The organism is Microtetraspora malaysiensis (assembly GCF_001528665.1).
Classification (GTDB): domain Bacteria; phylum Actinomycetota; class Actinomycetes; order Streptosporangiales; family Streptosporangiaceae; genus Microtetraspora_A; species Microtetraspora_A malaysiensis.
This window is the reverse complement of record NZ_BBYJ01000035.1, coordinates 28,917-45,967: the sequence shown is the minus strand read 5'-3', so window position 1 is coordinate 45,967 and position 17,051 is coordinate 28,917. Positions and strand designations below refer to the sequence as shown.

The 17,051-nt window shown below is 73.4% G+C and carries 12 protein-coding genes; 11 read left to right on the top strand and 1 reads right to left on the bottom strand.

Features of this window, described 5'->3' with window-relative positions; translation table 11 throughout:
* Positions 1 to 32 precede the first annotated feature (32 nt).
* The 11 genes from AWQ71_RS35070 (at position 33) to AWQ71_RS35020 (ending at position 16,430) form a co-directional block, all read left to right on the top strand.
* On the top strand, positions 33 to 935 hold the full coding sequence (locus AWQ71_RS35070; RefSeq protein ID WP_067142061.1) for an alpha/beta fold hydrolase: 903 nt from the start codon (positions 33 to 35) through the stop codon (positions 933 to 935).
* 83 nt (positions 936 to 1,018) lie between these two features.
* The gene (gene moeZ / locus AWQ71_RS35065) at positions 1,019 to 2,197 is read left to right on the top strand and encodes an adenylyltransferase/sulfurtransferase MoeZ (RefSeq protein ID WP_067142058.1); all 1,179 of its coding nucleotides are present in this window, start codon (positions 1,019 to 1,021) and stop codon (positions 2,195 to 2,197) included.
* A gap of 101 nt (positions 2,198 to 2,298) precedes the next feature.
* Positions 2,299 to 3,018 carry a hypothetical protein gene (locus AWQ71_RS35060; protein ID WP_245658803.1) on the top strand — a complete coding sequence of 240 codons (720 nt, stop codon included), beginning with the start codon at positions 2,299 to 2,301 and terminating at the stop codon, positions 3,016 to 3,018.
* Entirely contained in the window at positions 3,012 to 4,271 is a 1,260-nt protein-coding gene (locus tag AWQ71_RS35055) for a S8 family peptidase (protein WP_084259648.1), read from the top strand. The genes AWQ71_RS35060 and AWQ71_RS35055 overlap by 7 nt, the downstream gene beginning before the upstream one ends.
* Before the next feature lie 9 nt (positions 4,272 to 4,280).
* Positions 4,281 to 5,111, top strand: coding sequence for a hypothetical protein (locus AWQ71_RS35050; protein ID WP_067142055.1), 831 nt, complete (start codon positions 4,281 to 4,283; stop codon positions 5,109 to 5,111).
* A complete protein-coding gene (locus AWQ71_RS35045; RefSeq protein ID WP_169806701.1) occupies positions 5,105 to 6,214 on the top strand; it encodes a S8 family serine peptidase in 1,110 nt (369 codons plus the stop codon). Before AWQ71_RS35050 ends, AWQ71_RS35045 begins: the two co-directional genes overlap by 7 nt.
* Before the next feature lie 101 nt (positions 6,215 to 6,315).
* Positions 6,316 to 6,687, top strand: coding sequence for a hypothetical protein (locus AWQ71_RS35040; RefSeq protein ID WP_067142051.1), 372 nt, complete (start codon positions 6,316 to 6,318; stop codon positions 6,685 to 6,687).
* Positions 6,675 to 6,977, top strand: coding sequence for an MGMT family protein (locus AWQ71_RS35035; RefSeq protein ID WP_067142047.1), 303 nt, complete (start codon positions 6,675 to 6,677; stop codon positions 6,975 to 6,977). The genes AWQ71_RS35040 and AWQ71_RS35035 overlap by 13 nt, the downstream gene beginning before the upstream one ends.
* Before the next feature lie 49 nt (positions 6,978 to 7,026).
* On the top strand, positions 7,027 to 9,921 hold the full coding sequence (locus tag AWQ71_RS35030; RefSeq protein WP_067142044.1) for a CDP-glycerol glycerophosphotransferase family protein: 2,895 nt from the start codon (positions 7,027 to 7,029) through the stop codon (positions 9,919 to 9,921).
* Positions 9,922 to 9,975: 54 nt separating this feature from the next.
* The gene (locus AWQ71_RS35025; protein ID WP_067142041.1) at positions 9,976 to 13,149 is read left to right on the top strand and encodes an ATP-dependent helicase; all 3,174 of its coding nucleotides are present in this window, start codon (positions 9,976 to 9,978) and stop codon (positions 13,147 to 13,149) included.
* Between the two features lie 65 nt (positions 13,150 to 13,214).
* On the top strand, positions 13,215 to 16,430 hold the full coding sequence (locus tag AWQ71_RS35020) for an ATP-dependent helicase (RefSeq protein WP_067142224.1): 3,216 nt from the start codon (positions 13,215 to 13,217) through the stop codon (positions 16,428 to 16,430).
* Here AWQ71_RS35020 and AWQ71_RS35015 read toward each other — a convergent pair whose 3' ends face one another.
* Positions 16,431 to 17,003, bottom strand: coding sequence for a Uma2 family endonuclease (locus AWQ71_RS35015; protein WP_067142038.1), 573 nt, complete (start codon positions 17,001 to 17,003; stop codon positions 16,431 to 16,433).
* Between the last annotated feature and the right edge of the window lie 48 nt (positions 17,004 to 17,051).

Below are 17,051 nucleotides of genomic sequence, written 5' to 3'. Positions count from 1 at the left end.
CGTCGAAACGGCAGGCGAGCAGGGGAGGACGCGTGGGTGTCGAGCCGATTCCGTACTGGCCGGGAGAGCTGATCGAGCTGGGGGAGACGCGGATCCACGTACGGTCCACACCACGCGGACCGGAGGAGAAGGCGGTGTACGTCCACGGGCTCGCCGGCTCCGCCACCAACTGGACCGACCTGATGGGCGCGCTGGCGGACGAGGTCGCCGGGTGGGCCCTCGACCTGCCCGGTGCGGGCTTCTCCCCGGCGTCCCCCGACGGCGACTACTCCGTGGACGGCCACACCCGCGCCGTCATCGCGCTGATCGAGCATCTCGGCGCCCCGGTCCACCTGTTCGGCAACTCGCTCGGCGGAGCGGTCTCCGTACGCGTCGCGGCCACCCGTCCCGAGCTGATCAGATCGCTTGTGCTCGTGTCGCCGGCGCTGCCCGACCTGCTCCCCAGGTACGGCCCGGCCCGCGTGGCCGTGTCCGCCGCCCCGCGCATCGGGGAGTGGGCGATGCGGCGGATGAGCGCGGTCCCCGCCGAGCGGAGGGTCCGGGCGACGCTCGGCATGTGCTACGCCGACCTCGGCCGCGTCCACCCCGAGCGCGTACGGCTCGCCGTGGAGGAGGTGCGGCGGCGGGACGCACTGCAACACGCCGGACCGGCGCTGGTCGGCTCCGCCAGGGCCATCGTGGGCGAGTACTTCCGCACCGGGCCGGACAACCTGTGGCGGCAGGCCGCCCAGGTGACCGCGCCCACGCTCGTGATCCACGGGCGGCGGGACCGGATCGTCGACGCCCGGATGGCGCTGCGCGCCGGCCGTACCTTCCCCGATGTGCGCCTCGTCACCATCCCGGACGCGGGGCACGTCGCGCAGATGGAGTTTCCCGAGATCGTGGCGCGTGAGGCGGCCCGGCTGCTCGCCGAGACACGCGTTCGCACACGGTGACCTCCCGATTTGGGGAATGCCACGGCCCCCCGGCTAGGTTGTCACTAGATGCTTGTGATGACCCCCTGAACGGGAGTGGGACTGTGTCGTTGCCACCGCTGGTAGAGCCGGCAGCAGAGCTGACCGTCGACGAGGTGCGCCGCTACTCGCGTCACCTGATCATCCCCGACGTGGGGATGGCGGGGCAGAAGCGGCTCAAGAACGCCAAGGTGCTCTGTGTGGGCGCCGGCGGCCTGGGCTCGCCCGCGCTGCTGTACCTCGCCGCGGCGGGCGTCGGCACGCTCGGCATCATCGACTTCGACGTCGTGGACGAGTCGAACCTGCAGCGCCAGGTCATCCACGGCCAGTCCGACGTCGGCCGTCTCAAGGCCGACTCCGCGGCGGCCAGCGTGCGCGAGATCAACCCGCTGGTCAACGTGGTGATCCACAACGTGGCCCTCACCACCGACAACGTCATGGACATCTTCTCCGGCTACGACCTGATCGTGGACGGCACCGACAACTTCGCCACGCGTTACATGGTCAACGACGCCGCGGTGCTGCTCGGCAAGCCGTACGTCTGGGGGTCCATCTACCGCTTCGACGGCCAGGCGAGCGTCTTCTGGGCCGAGCACGGGCCGTGCTACCGCTGCCTCTACCCCGAGCCGCCGCCGCCGGGCATGGTGCCGTCCTGCGCCGAGGGCGGCGTCCTCGGCGTGCTGTGCGCGTCGATCGGCTCCATCCAGGTCAACGAGGCCATCAAGGTCATCACCGGCGTCGGCGAGCCGCTGGTCGGCCGCCTGATGATCTACGACGCGCTGGAGATGAAGTACCGCGACGTCAAGGTCCGCAAGGACCCCGAGTGCGCGCTCTGCGGCAAGAACCCCACGATCACCGAGCTGATCGACTACGAGGCGTTCTGCGGCACCGTGTCGGACGAGGCGCAGCAGGCCGCGGCCGGCTCGACGATCACGGCGATCGAGCTCAAGGACATGCAGGAGCGCGGCGACGACATCTACGTGATCGACGTCCGCGAGCCGAACGAGTACGAGATCGTCAACATCCCCGGCGCCGTGCTGATCCCCAAGGGCGAGTTCATCAACGGCTCCGCCCTGGAGGGCCTGCCGCAGGACAAGAAGATCGTCCTGCACTGCAAGTCCGGCGCCCGCTCGGCCGAGGTCCTCGCGATCCTCAAGAACGCCGGCTTCGCCGACGCCGTCCACGTCGGCGGCGGCGTGCTGAGCTGGGTCAAGGCCGTCGACCCCTCGCTGCCCACCTACTGACGCCCGCGGACGCGGCCGCCGTCCCTCATCGGGACAGCGGCCGCGGTGGGTCTTTCGGCATTTCGATGGATTTGCGACCAGGTGGGGTTAAGGTCGCTGACGTGGGTGGGACACGGACGTGGCCGGCGCTGATGGTGGCGTCCGCACTCACCGTTATCTGCGCCGTCATCGCCGGGGTGGCGGCGAGCGCGGCGGCCGGCGAGCTCACCCGGGGCCCGAGCGCCGGCGAGCTGCGGCAGGCGTCCGCCGCCGAGATCGCCCGCCGCTGGGAGATGTGGCCCGCGGGCCGGATCTTCCCCGCCACCCTCGGCTACACCGGCGAGCAGGGCGGCCGGGAGAAGGCCAGGAGGGTCGGCATCTCCTCGCGCACCGACTGCGCCGCCTCCGTCGACGCCCCGCTGCGCGCCCCCGTACGCGCCGCCGGGTGCCGCGCCATCCTGCGGGCCACCTACATCGACGCGCTCCAGGGCATCGTCGTCACCGTCGGCGTCGCCGCCTTCCCCGACTCCGTCTCCGCGTCGGCCGCCGAGGCCGCCTTCCCGAAAGCGGGGAAACCCTCGCCCGGGCTGCGCGCCCTGTCCTTCCCCGGCACCGTGACCGACCGGTTCAGCGCCGCCAGCCGTCAGGAGAGCACCGCCAGGCAGGCCGGGCCGTACGTGGTGCTGACCACGGCCGGGCAGGTGGACGGGCGGCCCGCCCGCTGGGTCGGCAGGCAGCGTCCCACCATCTTCACCTTCACCGGCGACCTGGCCGGGCAGATCGCGGCTGCGCTCACCGCGCCCACCGCGCCCGACTGCGAGGCCAAGGAGTGGCGGTGCTGAGGCCGCGCGCCCTCGCCGCCCTCGCGGCGGCCACGGTGGCCTTCATCCCCGGCGTTCTCCCCGGCTTTCTCACCGACGCGGCCCGCGCCGACGACGTGCGGGCCAGCCAGGACGTGGTGCTGCGCACCCTCGACCTGGCCGAGGCGTGGCGGCTCACCAAGGGCGAGGGCGTCACGGTGGCGGTCCTCGACTCCGGCGTGGACCCCCGCCACCACGACCTCGTCGGCTCGGTGACCACCGGGAAGGACTTCACGGCGGGGGCGAACCCGAAGGGCGTCGCCCCGACCCGCCTGCACGGCACGTACATGGCCTCGCTGATCGCCGGGCACGGGCACGGCCCCGCGCGCGAGGACGGCGTCATCGGCGTCGCCCCGGGGGCCAAGGTGCTCTCGGTGCGGGTGATCCTCGAAGACGAGGAGCCCGGCTTCCGCTCGTTCAACTCCGACGCCCGCTACGAGGGTGTCGTCGCCAGGGGCATCAGGTACGCCGTGGACCGCGGCGCCGACGTGATCAACCTGTCGATCTCGAAGGACCTGCCGACGGAGGAGGAACGGGACGCCATCCGGTACGCCATCTCCAAAGGCGTGGTCCTGATCGCCGCGGCGGGCAACGACGGCGCCGGCAAGCGCGACGCCCCCTACTCCTATCCGGCGGCCATTCCCGGCGTCATCTCGGTCGCCGCGGTCACGCCCGCCCTGCGCCGCGCGTCGTTCTCCAACCGCAACTCCTCGGTCATGCTGGCCGCGCCCGGCGTCGACATCCTCGGCGCGGGCCCCGGAGACGAGTACTGGGTCGGCCGCGGCACCTCCCAGGCGACCGCCCTCGTGTCCGGGGTCGCCGCGCTGATCAAGGCGCGGTACCCCCGGATGTCCCCGGCCCTGATCGCGCAGGCCCTCACCTCGTCCGCCTCCGCCAAGGAGCGGTACAACACCGGCACCGGCTTCGGCGTGGTCAACGCGTACCGGGCGCTGACCACGGCGGCGGCGCTCGCCCGCCACCGCGCCACCGCGTCCGGGCCCGGCGTGCAGGACCCGGCACGTACGGCCGGGACGCGGGAGCGCGCCCCCGAGCCCGTGGCGGTGGTGCGCCGCGACCAGCGGGCCATCCTGGTCTACGGCGCCGTCGCCGTCGGCGGCCTCGTCGGCACGGGCACCGGCCTGGCCGTCCTGGTCCTTCTCGTACGGCGGGCCAGGCGCGAGGAGGACGACACCCCGATCCCGCCTGCTCCTTGGCGTACGGAGACGCAGACGTAGCATCGGGGTATGTCGCCCGACCAGCCGGGGAGCCGGCGCCGCGCGCATCCGGGGAGCGCGTCCGCGCGGCGGGCGGAGACGGCCCGGGTGGCGGCCGAGCGGGCCGCCCTGGGGCGCGGCGTGCGGTTCCATTCGATCTTTCTCGCCCTCATGGGCCTCGTCCTCGCGGCCGCCGCCGGGAACGTCCTGCTCGGCGCGGTCGGTGTGCTCCGCGAGACGCGTTCCCGCCCGCTCACCGAGGCCGAGCGGGCCAAATACGTCCAGGAGGACGTGGCGCGCCGCTGGCGGGCCTGGCCGGTCGGCATGGTCTTCCCCGAGGAGCTCGAATACGCCGGGCTCGGCCGCGCGCTGCAGTACGCCCGGCGGGTGGGCGTGGCCCCCGAGACCTCCTGCTCCGCCGCGGTCGACCCGCCCGTGGCGTCCGTGCTGCGCAGATACCGGTGCGTCACCATGCTCCGGGCGACGTACGTGGACCAGACGGCGACGTTCGCCGTCACCGTGGGGGTCGCGGTGCTCCCCGACGAGCAGACCCGGGTGGACACCGCCGCCAAGCTGCCGCAGGACGACCGCGTCGGCGTGCGGCCGGTCGCCTTCCCCAACACGGTGACGGACCTCTTCGGCGCCGCGCAGCGGCAGCGGACGGGATTCGTCGGAGCCGGGCCGTACATCGTCTTCTCGTCCGTGGGGTACACCGACGGTCGGATTCGTGACTCGGTGCCCGCGGAGGAGCAGTTGAACAGCGAGATGTGGCCCGTGGGGCAGTCGATCGCCGCGCGCATCGCGCGTTCGCTGGCCCAGCCGCCCGACGTCCCGCGCTGCACCCGGGGGAACGTGTGCTGAGGCGTGTGGCGCTGTGCGCCGCCGCCATCGCCCTGGCGACGCCGCCCGCCGCGCCGGCCCTCGCGGCCCCCACCGGCGACCGCGCGGTGCTCGACGCCGTCAACGCCGAGAAGGCGTGGAAGGTGACCAGGGGCGACGGCGTCCTCGTCGCCGTCCTGGACGGCCGGGTGGACGGCGACGCCTCCGAGCTCAAGGGCCGGGTCGAGCAGGGCCCCGACATGACCGGAACCGTCTTCGGCCGGGCGACGTCGCCGCCGGGGGAGGCCACGCCCGCGGCCTCCCTGATCGCCGGCGACGGCGGCGGGGGCGGGGCCTGGGGCGTCGCGCCGCGGGCGCGCATCCTGTCCATTCCCGTGATCGCCGAGCGCCCGTCCGCCGACTTCGTCGACCCGCTGGCCGAGCCGGGGGCGGCGATCGACAGCCCGCTCGCCCGGGCCATCAGGCACGCCGCGAACAACCGCGCGAGCGTCATCGCCATCCCGTCGGGGACGTACACGGTGGGCCGGATGGACCGCGACGCGATCTCGTACGCACTCTCGCGGGGCGTGGTGATCGTGTCGGGTGTGGGCGACGGCGGGGACTACTGGCGGTTCCCGGCCGGATATCCCGGCGTCGTGGGCGTGGCCGCGGCCGGCAAGGACGCTCCCTCCAGCACGAACCTGTCCGTCCTCGTCGCCGCGCCGGGCGTGGACCTGCCCGTGGCCCTCCCCGGAGGCCGGCACGGGCACCGGACCGGCAGCGGCCCGGCGAGCGCGGTGGTCGCCGGCGTCGCCGCCCTGATCAAGGCGCGCTACCCCGATCTCAAGCCCGAGCTGGTGGCCCGCGCCCTCACCTCCACATCCCGGCGCGCGGGCGCCGGATACGACAAGAAGACCGGCTTCGGCGTGGTGGACGCGGCGGCGGCGCTCGCCCAGGCCGGCCGGCTCGCCGGGTACGGGCGCGCGGTGCCGGTGGAGGAGGATCTGCACTTCGGCGGCGGTCGGCTCGCCCCGGCGCCAGAGCGTCCGGGACCCGATCCCATTAGGCTCTGGATCTACGGCATCGGCGTCTTTCTCGGCGTCTGCGCCTTCACCGCGGCGGCCGCGGCGATCACCCGCCGGTGATCACATGTTGATGGCCGTTCGGCTGCGGTTCGGCTGCGGTGTGGTCGATCTCGGCACTTTCGGGCACAGGCGGGGGCAAAGGTTCGCTAGGGTCCCGGCTCATGGGGTACGAGCTGCGCGTCGAGCGTGAATCACCGCTCGCCTACGCCGAACTCGCGAGCGTGCTTTCGGCGCAGGCCGGATTCGAGCTGCGCGGGTCGCAGGAGGCCGGCGAGGTTCTCGCGCGGCACGGCGACGCCGTGCATCCGGTGGCGATCTGGTCGGGACGGCTGGCCGGCCAGCCGGGGTCGGACTGGCATGTGGCCCAGCTGGCCCTGCTCTCCGACATCGTCGGCGCCCGTCTCGTCGGCGAGGACGGCGAGGCGTACGGCATCAGGAACGGTATCGTCGAGCAGATGAACGGCACGTCGAGCTACGAGTTCGGCAAAGTGGAAGAGATCATCGCGGCCGGACCGGCCGAATGGAGCGCCTGAACGACTACGCCGAGCGGGTCCTCGACGTCGTCGAGCTGATACCGCCCGGCAAGGTCATGCCGTACGGGGACATCGCGGAATACCTGGGGGAGGGTGGACCGCGGCAGGTGGGACACGTCCTGTCCCTCTGGGGTGGTGGCGTCCCGTGGTGGCGCGTGCCGAGAGCGGACGGCTCTCCGCCCGTGGGGCACGAGGTCGAATGCCTCGCCCGATGGCGTGAGGAGGGCACGCCGCTCCGGGGAAACCGGGCGGACATGCGGTTCGCTCGATGGGACGGACCCGCCCGCTGACCGCTTACCATTTCTAGAACACCGGTCTCCGAAGGGTGGTGCCTCCCCTATGACACCCGCGCCCACGAGCGACACCGTCGCCGACCGTCTGCGGGCTGTTCAGGAGCTTTACGACCGGGGTGAGTCCATATCGTCGCTGGTCGCGCTGGCCCGTGAGCCGGGCCTCGGGCCGGCCGAGCGGCGCGAGGTCGACCGCGAGGCGCTGGCCGGGCCGCTCGGGCTGCGGCTGGACGCGGCCGCCAAGCGGGGCGCCACCCGCCGCCGCGAGGCGATCACGGCCCTGCGACCCTACCTCGCCGAGGTGGACCCCCGCGTCAAGAGGGACCTCCCGGTCGGCCGCCGCGCCGTTTACCACCTGATCGAGACCCGCGACCCCGGGGAGCTGGCCGAAAGCGACGCGCTGGCCAAGCTGGCCGCCGCCGCGGCCGAGCCGTCCCGGCGGGTGCGCAAGGGCCTCCGGTGGTACGCCGACCTTCCGGTCGAGGTGGACGACAAACTGCTGCGGCTGCGCAAGGCCGACCTCGTGCCGGTGACGCAGATCGACGACATCTCCTGGGTGGGCGGGCGGCTGCGGATCACCGGCCACGCCTACCTCGCCGGGCTGTCCGTGCGCAGCCGCCGGTTCAACCGCGCCACCGTCGTGCTGAAGGGGCCGCGCTGGCTGCCGCGGGTGCGGCTCAAGACCCGGCGGATCTACCATCCCGAGGCCACCCACGCGGCCAAGGAGCCGGGCTGCAACTACGACTGGGCGGGGTTCACCGCCGAGCTGCACCCGTTCTCGCTCCGCTGGCGCGCGGGACTGCGCGCCGTGGTTCGCGGCGGCAAGCGGCTGCTCAAGCGTCGCCGCACCGTGCAGGACACCACCACCTGGCGCGCCGAGATCGCGATCTGGAGCCGCATGGCGCGGGCGGCCGGCCCGCTGCGCGGCCCCGCGATCGGCCGCACCGAGCGCCCGGCCGGGCTCCGGGTCAAGCCGCGCTGGTGGGTGCGTCCCGTGTGGACCTCCGACAAGGCGCTCCAGGTCGTGCTGCAGCCGACGCGGGCCGAGCTGACCGGCGTCCGGCGTGAGGGCGACAACGTCGTGCTCACCGGCTTCGTCCCCGGCCACCCCGTCACCCGCGGCAAGGCCAGGGTCGGCGGCCACCGGATGGCGGCGGAGTTCGCCCCGGTCGAGGGCGGCAGCGAGTTCTCGCTGGTGCTGGGCGTCCCGACGCTGCTCAAGGACCGGGACGCGCGCCGGCTCTGGGTCGAGCCCAAGGGCGAGCCCGCGGCGGCAGTGATGCTGGAGGGCGGCGAGGAGACCCGGATCATCGTCGGCGACCGCGAGATCACCGTGCAGGGTGACCGGCGCGACCGGGTGATCGTCTCCGGGCACAAGATCCTTCCGGTGATCACCTCCGCCGACTGGCGGGACGACACGCTCACGCTCACCGGCCGGTACCCCGACCCCGACCCCGGGCCGCGCGACATGCTGCTGCGCCACCGCGGCGGCCTGATCATCCGCGTTCCGCTCCAGCGGGACGGCGAGGAGTTCTCGGTGCGGCTCGCGCCCGGCGCGATGCCGCGGTTCGGGGGGACCGTCCCGCTCGCCGAGGGCATCTGGAGCATCTCGGTCGCGCCGCCCGGCAAGCACGGCCCCGCCGTCGCCCCGGCCCGCTTCGACCATGCCGGGCTCGACGCCCTCGACGAGGAGCGGCGCACCATCGACGGCCGCGTCTACCGCTTCGTCGCGACGCGGTACGACGTCCCCGTGCTCGTGACGGCGGAGGACCGGCCGGGCGACGAGCGCAGCGCCGCCGGAGTCTGGGCGCTGAGCCGCAACTTCTACCCCTCGGAGCGGTCCCAGCCGCTGCGCGAGGCCGCGGTCTACGTCTCCTCCGACGGCAGGTCCTACTCCGACAGCCCCCGGGCGATCTACGAGGAGCGGGTCCGCCGGGGCGACGACAGTGAGCACATCTGGGTGGTCAGGGACGGCGCGTTCATCCCGCCGGGCTCGGCCGAGCTGGGTCTTCCCGGCGACATCGTCCCCAAGGTGGTCAGGGAGGGCAGCCGGGAGCACTACGAGGCGCTGGCCCGCTCCCGCTACATCGTCTCCAACGGCTTCCTGCCGCCGTGGTTCCGCACCCGCGACGACCAGATCTGCGTCCAGACCTGGCACGGCACGCCGGTCAAGCACATCGGCCGCGACCTGCCGCACATGCGGCGTGAGCCGAGGCCGCCGGTCTGGCACCGGCAGGCGGTCGAGGTCCGCGGCTGGGACGTGCTGGTCTCGCAGAGCCCGTGGGCGTCCTCGGTGCTGCGCAAGGCGTTCGGCTACGAGGGCGAGATCCTTGAGTGCGGATATCCGCGCAACGACGTCCTCGTCGGGGACCGCGAGCCCGCCGCGAGCGCGATCAGGCGGCGCGTCGGCGTCCCCGAGGGCAAGCGGGTGATCCTTTACGCGCCGACGTTCCGCGACTACGACCGCAGGAACGCCTCGGTGAAGCTCGACCTCGTGGACGCCCGGCGGGCCCTCGGCACGGACCATGTCGTGCTCGTGCGCGGCCATGCGATGCAGGCGTTCCCGCACGTGCCGTCCCTGGACGGGTTCGCCATCGATGTCACCACTTATCCCGACATGGCGGACCTGCTGCTGATCGCGGACGTGCTGGTCACCGACTACTCCTCGTCGATGTTCGACTTCGTCGCGAGCGGCCGGCCGGTCGTGCTGTTCACTCCGGACCTGGACCGCTACCGCGGGGCCCGCGAGATCTACCTCGACCTGGAGTCCCAGCGTCCCGGGCCGCGCCTGGCCACCTCGCCCGAGGTCGTCGAGGTCCTGAGCTCGATCGACTCGGTGCACGCCAAGCTCGCCGACCGGTATGCCTCGTTCGTCCGGACGTACGCGCCGAATGAGAACGGCAAGGCCGCCGCTCGCCTGGTCGATCACGTGTTCTCATCCTGACCGTGGGCCCAAGCGGGCACGATCAGCTCCCGTGGTCTGGTGGAATGGCGTGTTATGAGTTATCGGCTGGTGCGGCGCGGAGCGGTGGGGCCCCACACGGCTCCCGTTCTCGACGAGCACCAGCGGGCCGTCGTCGAGCACGGATCGGGGCCGCTCCTCGTGCTCGCCGGCCCGGGCGCCGGCAAGACCACCACCATCGTGGAGAGCGTGGTCGACCGGATCGAACGACGCGGCGTCGACCCCGAGCGCGTCCTCGTCCTCACGTTCAGCCGAAAGGCCGCCGGTGAGCTGCGTGAACGCATCACCGGCCGGCTGCGCCGGACGACCAGGACGCCGCTCGCGCTGACCTTCCACAGCTACGCGTACGCGCTGCTGCGCCGGGAGGCGGTGCTGGCGGGTGAGCCGCCGCCCCGGCTGCTGACCGGTCCGGAGCAGCTCCTGGAGGTCCGCCGGCTGCTGCACGGCGAGCTGGAGGACGGCGCGCGGCACTGGCCGGCGCGGATGCGCGAGATGCTCGGCACCCGCGGGTTCGCCGAGGAGCTGCGCGATTTCCTGTCCCGCGCCGCCGAGCGCGGCCTGGACGGCGACGCCCTGGTCCGGCTCGGCCGCGCGCACGGCCGGGAAGACTGGCAGGCCGCGGGGCTGTTCTCCTACCGCTACCAGGACCGGTTCGACCTCGACCCGGTGCCCGCGCTCGACTACGCCGAGCTGATCCGCGCGGCCGCCGGCCTGCTCTCAGACGGCGACGTGCGGCGGCGCGAGCGGGCGGCCTACGACGTCGTCTTCGTGGACGAATACCAGGACACCGACCCCGCCCAGGAGTTCGTCCTGCGGCAGCTCGCCGGGGACGGCCGCGACCTGATCGTGGTGGGTGACCCCGACCAGGCCATCTACGGCTTCCGCGGCGCCGACGTGCGGGCGATCCTCCGGTTCCCGGAGCGCTTCCGCACCCTGGACGGCCAGGACGCGCCGGTCATGGCGCTACGGGTCTGCCGCCGCAGCGGCCCCGCGCTGCTGGAGGCGTCCCGGCGGATCGCCACCCGGCTGCCCGCCACCTTCACCACGCACCGCGACCTGCTCTCGGTGCCCGGCGCCGAGCCCGGCGGCGTACGCGTGCTGATCGCCGACAGCGCCGGCCAGGAGGCGGCCGTCGTCGCCGACACCCTGCGCCGGGCGCACCTGCTCGACGGCGTCCCCTGGTCGCGGATGGCCGTGCTCGTGCGCAGCGCGGCCCGCCAGATCCCGGCGCTGCGCCGCGCGCTGGTCACGGCCGGGGTGCCGGTCGTCGTCGGCGGGGACGAGGTCCCGCTGATCCAGGAGCCCGGCGTCCGGCCCCTCATCACGTTGTTCAAGATCGCGGTCCGGCCGTCCACGCTCGACGCGGCGACCGCGGAGGAGCTGCTCACCGGGCCGCTCGGCGGCACCGACATGATCGGCGTCCGCAGGCTGCGGCGCGCGCTGCGCGTGGCGGAGCAAGAGCAGGCCGCCGACGAGGACGGGACGCTGCCGTTCACGCCCCGGTCCTCCGACGAGCTGCTCGTGGCCGCCATCCGCGACGCCCGCGAGCTGATCCCGATCGAGCCACACGTGGCCGCGCCCGCCGAGCGGGTCGCCGGGCTCCTCAAGATCGCACGCTCCGCCGAACGGGACGGGCCGGAGGCCGTGCTGTGGGAGGTCTGGCAGGCCAGCGGGCTGCCCGAGCGGTGGACCGAGATCAGCCTCTCCGGCGGCTCCAGGGGTGCGCAGGCCGACCGCGACCTCGACGGCGTCGTGGCGCTGTTCGACTACGCCGCCCGGTTCATCGACCGGCTCCCCAAGGCGGGCGCGGAGGTCTTCCTCGACGACCTGATCGCGCAGGAGATCCCCGGCGACTCGCTCGCCGAGCATGCGCCGGACGGCGAGGCCGTACGCATCCTGACCGCCCACCGGTCGAAGGGCCTCGAATGGGACGTCGTGGTGGTGCCCGGCGTCCAGGAGGGCGTCTGGCCGGACCTGCGGCTGCGCGGGTCGGTCCTCGGCATCGAGCCGCTGATCGAGCTGGCCGGAGGGGGTACGCCCGACACGACGGCGCTCGACACCGGCGCGGCGGTGGCCGCGCTCGCCTCCAAACTCCTCGCTGAGGAACGGCGGCTGTTCTACGTCGCCGCCACCCGCGCCCGCCACCAGCTGGTCGTCACCGCGGTCGGCGGCGAGGACACCGACGAACGTCCCTCCCGCTTCCTGACCGAGCTGCTGCCCGGTGGCGTCGAGCCGGTGACCATGGACGACCGGGCCCGCTGGCTCAACATGCCCGCGCTCGTCGCGGACCTGCGCGCGGCGGTCTGCGACCCCGAAAAGCCCGAGGCGATGCGCCGCGCCGCCGCCACGCACCTGGCCCGGCTGGCCCGGGCGGGTGTGCCCGGCGCGAGCCCCCGCGACTGGTACGCGCTGACCCCGCTCTCCGACGACCGCCCGCTCGGCTGGCCGGACGACATCGTCCGCGTCTCGCCGTCCGCCGTGGAGAACTTCACCAAGTGCGGGCTGCGGTGGGTCCTGGAGACGGCCGTGGGCGCGGGGAGCGTCGGAGTCACGCAGAGCCTCGGCACGGTCATCCACGCGATAGCCGTACTCGCGACGGGCGACGACCCGGATCTGGCGAAGCGCCTGGACGAGGTCTGGGACCGCTTCGACTTCGGCGGCGTGTGGTTCAACCGCAAGCAGCGCAAGGTGGCCGAGCAGATGGTCGAGCGGTTCCTGACCTGGCACCGGGAGAACCCGCGCCGGCTCGTCGCGCTCGAAGAGCCGTTCACCGCGGTGCTGTCCGAGGGTGTGCACATCAAGGGCCGGGTGGACCGCGTCGAGCGGGACGATGACGGCCGGGCCGTCATCATCGACATCAAGACCGGCGGCGTCAAGCCCAAGGACGGCGAGATCGACCGCCACCCGCAGCTCGGGGTCTACCAGCTCGCCACACTGCTGGGCGCGTTCAAGCGGCACGGCCTGGTCGAGCCGGGAGGCGCCGCGCTCGTGCAGGTGGGCAAGGCCGCGGGCACCACGGGCAAGGCCAAGGAGCAGGCGCAGCAGGCACTTGGCCAGGACGCGGACCCCGACTGGGCGGAGCGGCTGGTCGAGACCGTCGCGACCGGCATGTCCGAGCGGGTGTTCGTCGCAAAGATCAACGACGGCTGCCGCACCTGCGCCGCGAAGATCAGCTGCCCCGTCAACGACAGCGGAGGTCAGGTGTGCTGAGCGAGGCCGACGGATCCGAAGAGCCGGACGGCGGCCGCGCCGAACCCGAGTGGCGGCCGGCCACGCTGAGCCCGGCCGAGCTCGCCGAGAAGCTCGGCATCCTCCCCCCGACCCCGGAGCAGGCGGTCGTCATCGAGTCGAGCCTGGATCCGATGGTCGTCGTGGCCGGCGCCGGGTCGGGCAAGAGCGAGACCATGGCCGGCCGCGTCGTCTGGCTGGTCGCGTCGGGCCTGGTCCGCCCGGAGCAGATCCTCGGGCTCACCTTCACCCGCAAGGCCGCCGCCGAGCTGGCCGAACGGGTACGCAGGCGGCTCGCCGGGCTCGCCTCGGCCGGCCTGGTCCCGGCCGAGCTGCTCGACGCCGAGCCCACCGTCTCGACCTACCATGCGTACGCCGCCCGGCTGGTGACCGACCACGCGCTGCGTGAGGGTCTGGAGCCGACGATGCGGCTGATGAGCCCGGCGGTGGCCTGGCAGATGGCCGCCCGGATCGTCGGACAGTACGACGGCCCGATGGACCTGGTCGACCTCGGCCCGCCGAGCGTCACCGCCGCCGTCCTCGAACTCGCGGGCGACATGGCCGAGCATCTGCGCGGCGCCGACGACGTGCGCGAGGTCGGCGCGTGGCTCCGGGAACGCCTCGCCGAGCTGCCGGGCAAGGCCACGGTGGCCCAGCAGCGGCCGGTGCGCAGCCAGGCGATCCGCGAGCAGCTCCTGCCCCTGGCCGAGGCGTACACGCGGGTGAAGCGCGCCAGGGAGGTCATCGACTACGGCGACCAGATGGCGCTGGCGGCGCGCATCGCGGCGAGACACCCCGAGGTGGGCGCGACCGAGCGGTCGCGGTTCTCCGTCGTCCTGCTCGACGAGTACCAGGACACCAGCCACGCCCAGCTCGTGCTGCTCCGCGCCCTGTACGGCGGAGGCCACCCGGTCACCGCGGTGGGCGACCCCTGCCAGTCGATCTACGGCTGGCGCGGCGCGTCGGCCGGCAACCTGTCCCGCTTCCCGGAGGACTTCCCGACGGCGTCGGGCGACCCCGCGCCGGTGCGGCAGCTCTCCGTCAGCTTCCGCAACGGCGAGCGGGTGCTCGACGTGGCGGCGAAGATCCAGATCCCGCTTCGGGACGGGCGGCGCGGCAGCGTGCCGGTGCTCGTGCCCGGGGCCAACCGGGTGGACCGCGGCCGGGTCGTGTGCGCCTTCCACGCCACCGCCGAGGACGAGGCCGCCTGGATCGCGGACGGCATCGCCAGGACGCTCGGCTCCGAGACCGCGCCCGACGGCCTGCCCTGGGGCGAGGGCGAGCAGGCCCGTCCCCTGCAGGCCAGGGACGTCGCCGTCCTCGCCCGCAAGCGGTCGCAGTTCCCCACCCTGCGCCGCGCGCTCGAGGACCGCGGCATCCCGGTCGAGGTGGTCGGACTGGGCGGCCTGCTGACCGTCCCCGAGGTGGCCGACATCGTGGCCACGCTGCGCGTCCTCTACGACCCGACCGCCGGAGACGCGCTCGTACGGCTGCTGGCCGGGCCGCGCTGGCGGATCGGCCCGGCCGACCTGAAGGTCCTCGGCGACCTCGCCCGCGCGCTGAGCCAGGAGGGCCGGCGGACCGAGGACCCGCTGGAACAGGTGATGGCCGACCTGGAGAACGAGCGCGGCAGCCTGATCGACGCGCTCGACGAGCTGCCCGACCGGCCCGAGTGGCTGGAGCCGTTCTCGCCGCTGGCCCGGGTCCGCCTGCCCGCGCTGGCGGGCGAGCTCAGGTCGCTGCGCGCCCGCGCGGGCCAGCCGCTGCCCGACCTGATCACCGAGATCGAGCGGCGGCTCGGCCTCGACATCGAGGTGGCCGCGCGCGGCGGGAGCGCGCTGGCGGCGCGGGCCGACCTCGACGCGTTCCTCGACGCGGCGGCCAGGTTCGCCGGCGACGCCGAGGACCCCACGCTGGGCGCGTTCCTCGCCTACCTCAAGGCCGCGGAGAGCGAGGAGTTCGGCCTGGAGGCCGGGCGGGTCGGCGAGACCGACAGCGTCAAGCTCATGACCGTCCACGCGTCCAAGGGGCTGGAGTGGCCGGTGGTCGTCGTCCCCGGCCTGTCCCAGCTCACCACCCAGAAGGGCGGGCTCGGCCGGGGCAGCGTCTTCCCCGCCACGCCGGTCACCAATTCGCGTTGGACCGAGAACTTCCGCAAGCTGCCGTACCCGCTGCGGGGCGACGCGTCGGACCTGCCGGCGCTGACCGGTCTCGACAAGGAGGCGCTCGCCGACTTCGACGAGCGCTGCCGCGACCGGGACCTGCTGGAGGAGCGGCGCCTCGCGTACGTCGCGGTGACCCGGGCGCACTACCTGCTGATCGCGTCGGGATATCGCTGGGGCGGCTCGTCCAAGCCGCTCGACCCGTCCGACTTCCTCACGGAGGTCCGCGACGCGGGCGCGACCGTGGCGTGCTGGGACGAGAGCGAGGCGGCGGAGAACCCGCTGCTCGCCGAGCCCTCCGAGGCGGTCTGGCCGTCCGTGTCCGTACGCGACGCGGTACTGGAGGGCGCTCGCCTGGTCGAGGAGGCCATGGAACGCGCGCTCGACGGCCAGGAGGACCCCGTCCCCGCCCGAGGGGAGCGGATGCGCGCCTGGGCCCGGGACACCGAACTGCTCCTCGCGGAGCGCGAACGGCGCGGCGAGGCGGCGGTCGTGGACCTGCCCGCGCGGCTGTCCGTGTCGTCGCTCGTCACTCTGGCCGGCGACCCGTCCGCGCTGGCCCGGCAGGTGCGCCGCCCGCTGCCGAGGAAGCCCGCACCGTTGGCCCGGCGGGGCACCGCGTTCCACGCCTGGCTGGAGTCGCGCTGGGGCCAGCAGCGGCTGATCGACGACTTCGAGCTGCCGGGCGCCTCCGACGACATGTCCGACGCCGACGTCCAGCTCACCGAGCTGCAGCAACGCTTCGAGGAGAGCGTGTGGGCGGCGCGGGAGCCGCTCGACCTGGAAGTGCCGTTCGAGACGATGATCGCCGACCGGCTGGTCCGCGGCCGGATGGACGCGGTGTTCACCGACGGCGACGGCTACCTCGTGGTGGACTGGAAGACCGGCGAGCGCCCGCGCGGCAAGGCCGCCCGCACCTCGGCCGTCCAGCTCGCGGCCTACCGTATCGCCTGGGCGTCGCTGGCCGGGGTGCCGCTGGAGAAGGTCGGCGCGGCCTTCCACTACGTGCGGTCGAACGAGACGGTGCGCCCGGTGGACCTGCTCGACGCGGAAGGCCTGGCCGATCTCATCCGCCGCGTTCCCGAAGTGGGGCCGCGGTGATCAGCCGAAGACCGCTGAGGTGTCCAGCTTGACGCCGAACGGCTCGGGCAGCTCAAGCGGCTGACCCGCCTCCACCATCACGACCTCCCGGTACGGCTGCCGCTCGTCGTCCACGGCGAGATCGGCGACCGGGCCGCTCATCAGTGTCATCGTCGGCGGATCGGTCACCGGATCGACGATGAGATAGAGCGGTACGCCGGCCCGCGCGTAGTCCAGCGGCTTCTCGCGCCAGTCCACCATGCGGGTACCGGGAGAGCACACCTCCACGACCAGCAGGGTGCTGTGCCCATGAACGCGCATCTCATCGAACTGTTCGGCGTTGTCTGGAGCGATCATCAGATCTGGAAGCCGGTGGTCGAGGAGGGGCGGAATATGGACGGCCCAGTTGTGGTGGAACAGCCAGTCGTTGGCGAGCTTGAGGGGAATGAGTTGATTGGCGATCTTGTCGACTATGTAGGAGCTTCGCCGGTTTATCCAGGGGCTCACGATGACGTGCCCCCAAGAGATCTCGGCGGTGTAGCCGGCGTCATTGAGTTCCCGGCAGAGCTGCTGGATCTCGGCCTCGGCGTCCAACGGCTCCTCTGGAGGCGGCAGTGGTACGGGGGAGGGGGCGGGATGCGT

Coding starts and splice junctions, on each gene's coding strand:
- AWQ71_RS35050 (WP_067142055.1), top strand. CDS start 4,281: ATGTCGCCCGACCAGCCGGGGAGCCGGCGCCGCGCGCATCCGGGGAGC.
- AWQ71_RS35040 (WP_067142051.1), top strand. CDS start 6,316: ATGGGGTACGAGCTGCGCGTCGAGCGTGAATCACCGCTCGCCTACGCC.
- AWQ71_RS35035 (WP_067142047.1), top strand. CDS start 6,675: ATGGAGCGCCTGAACGACTACGCCGAGCGGGTCCTCGACGTCGTCGAG.
- AWQ71_RS35030 (WP_067142044.1), top strand. CDS start 7,027: ATGACACCCGCGCCCACGAGCGACACCGTCGCCGACCGTCTGCGGGCT.
- AWQ71_RS35025 (WP_067142041.1), top strand. CDS start 9,976: ATGAGTTATCGGCTGGTGCGGCGCGGAGCGGTGGGGCCCCACACGGCT.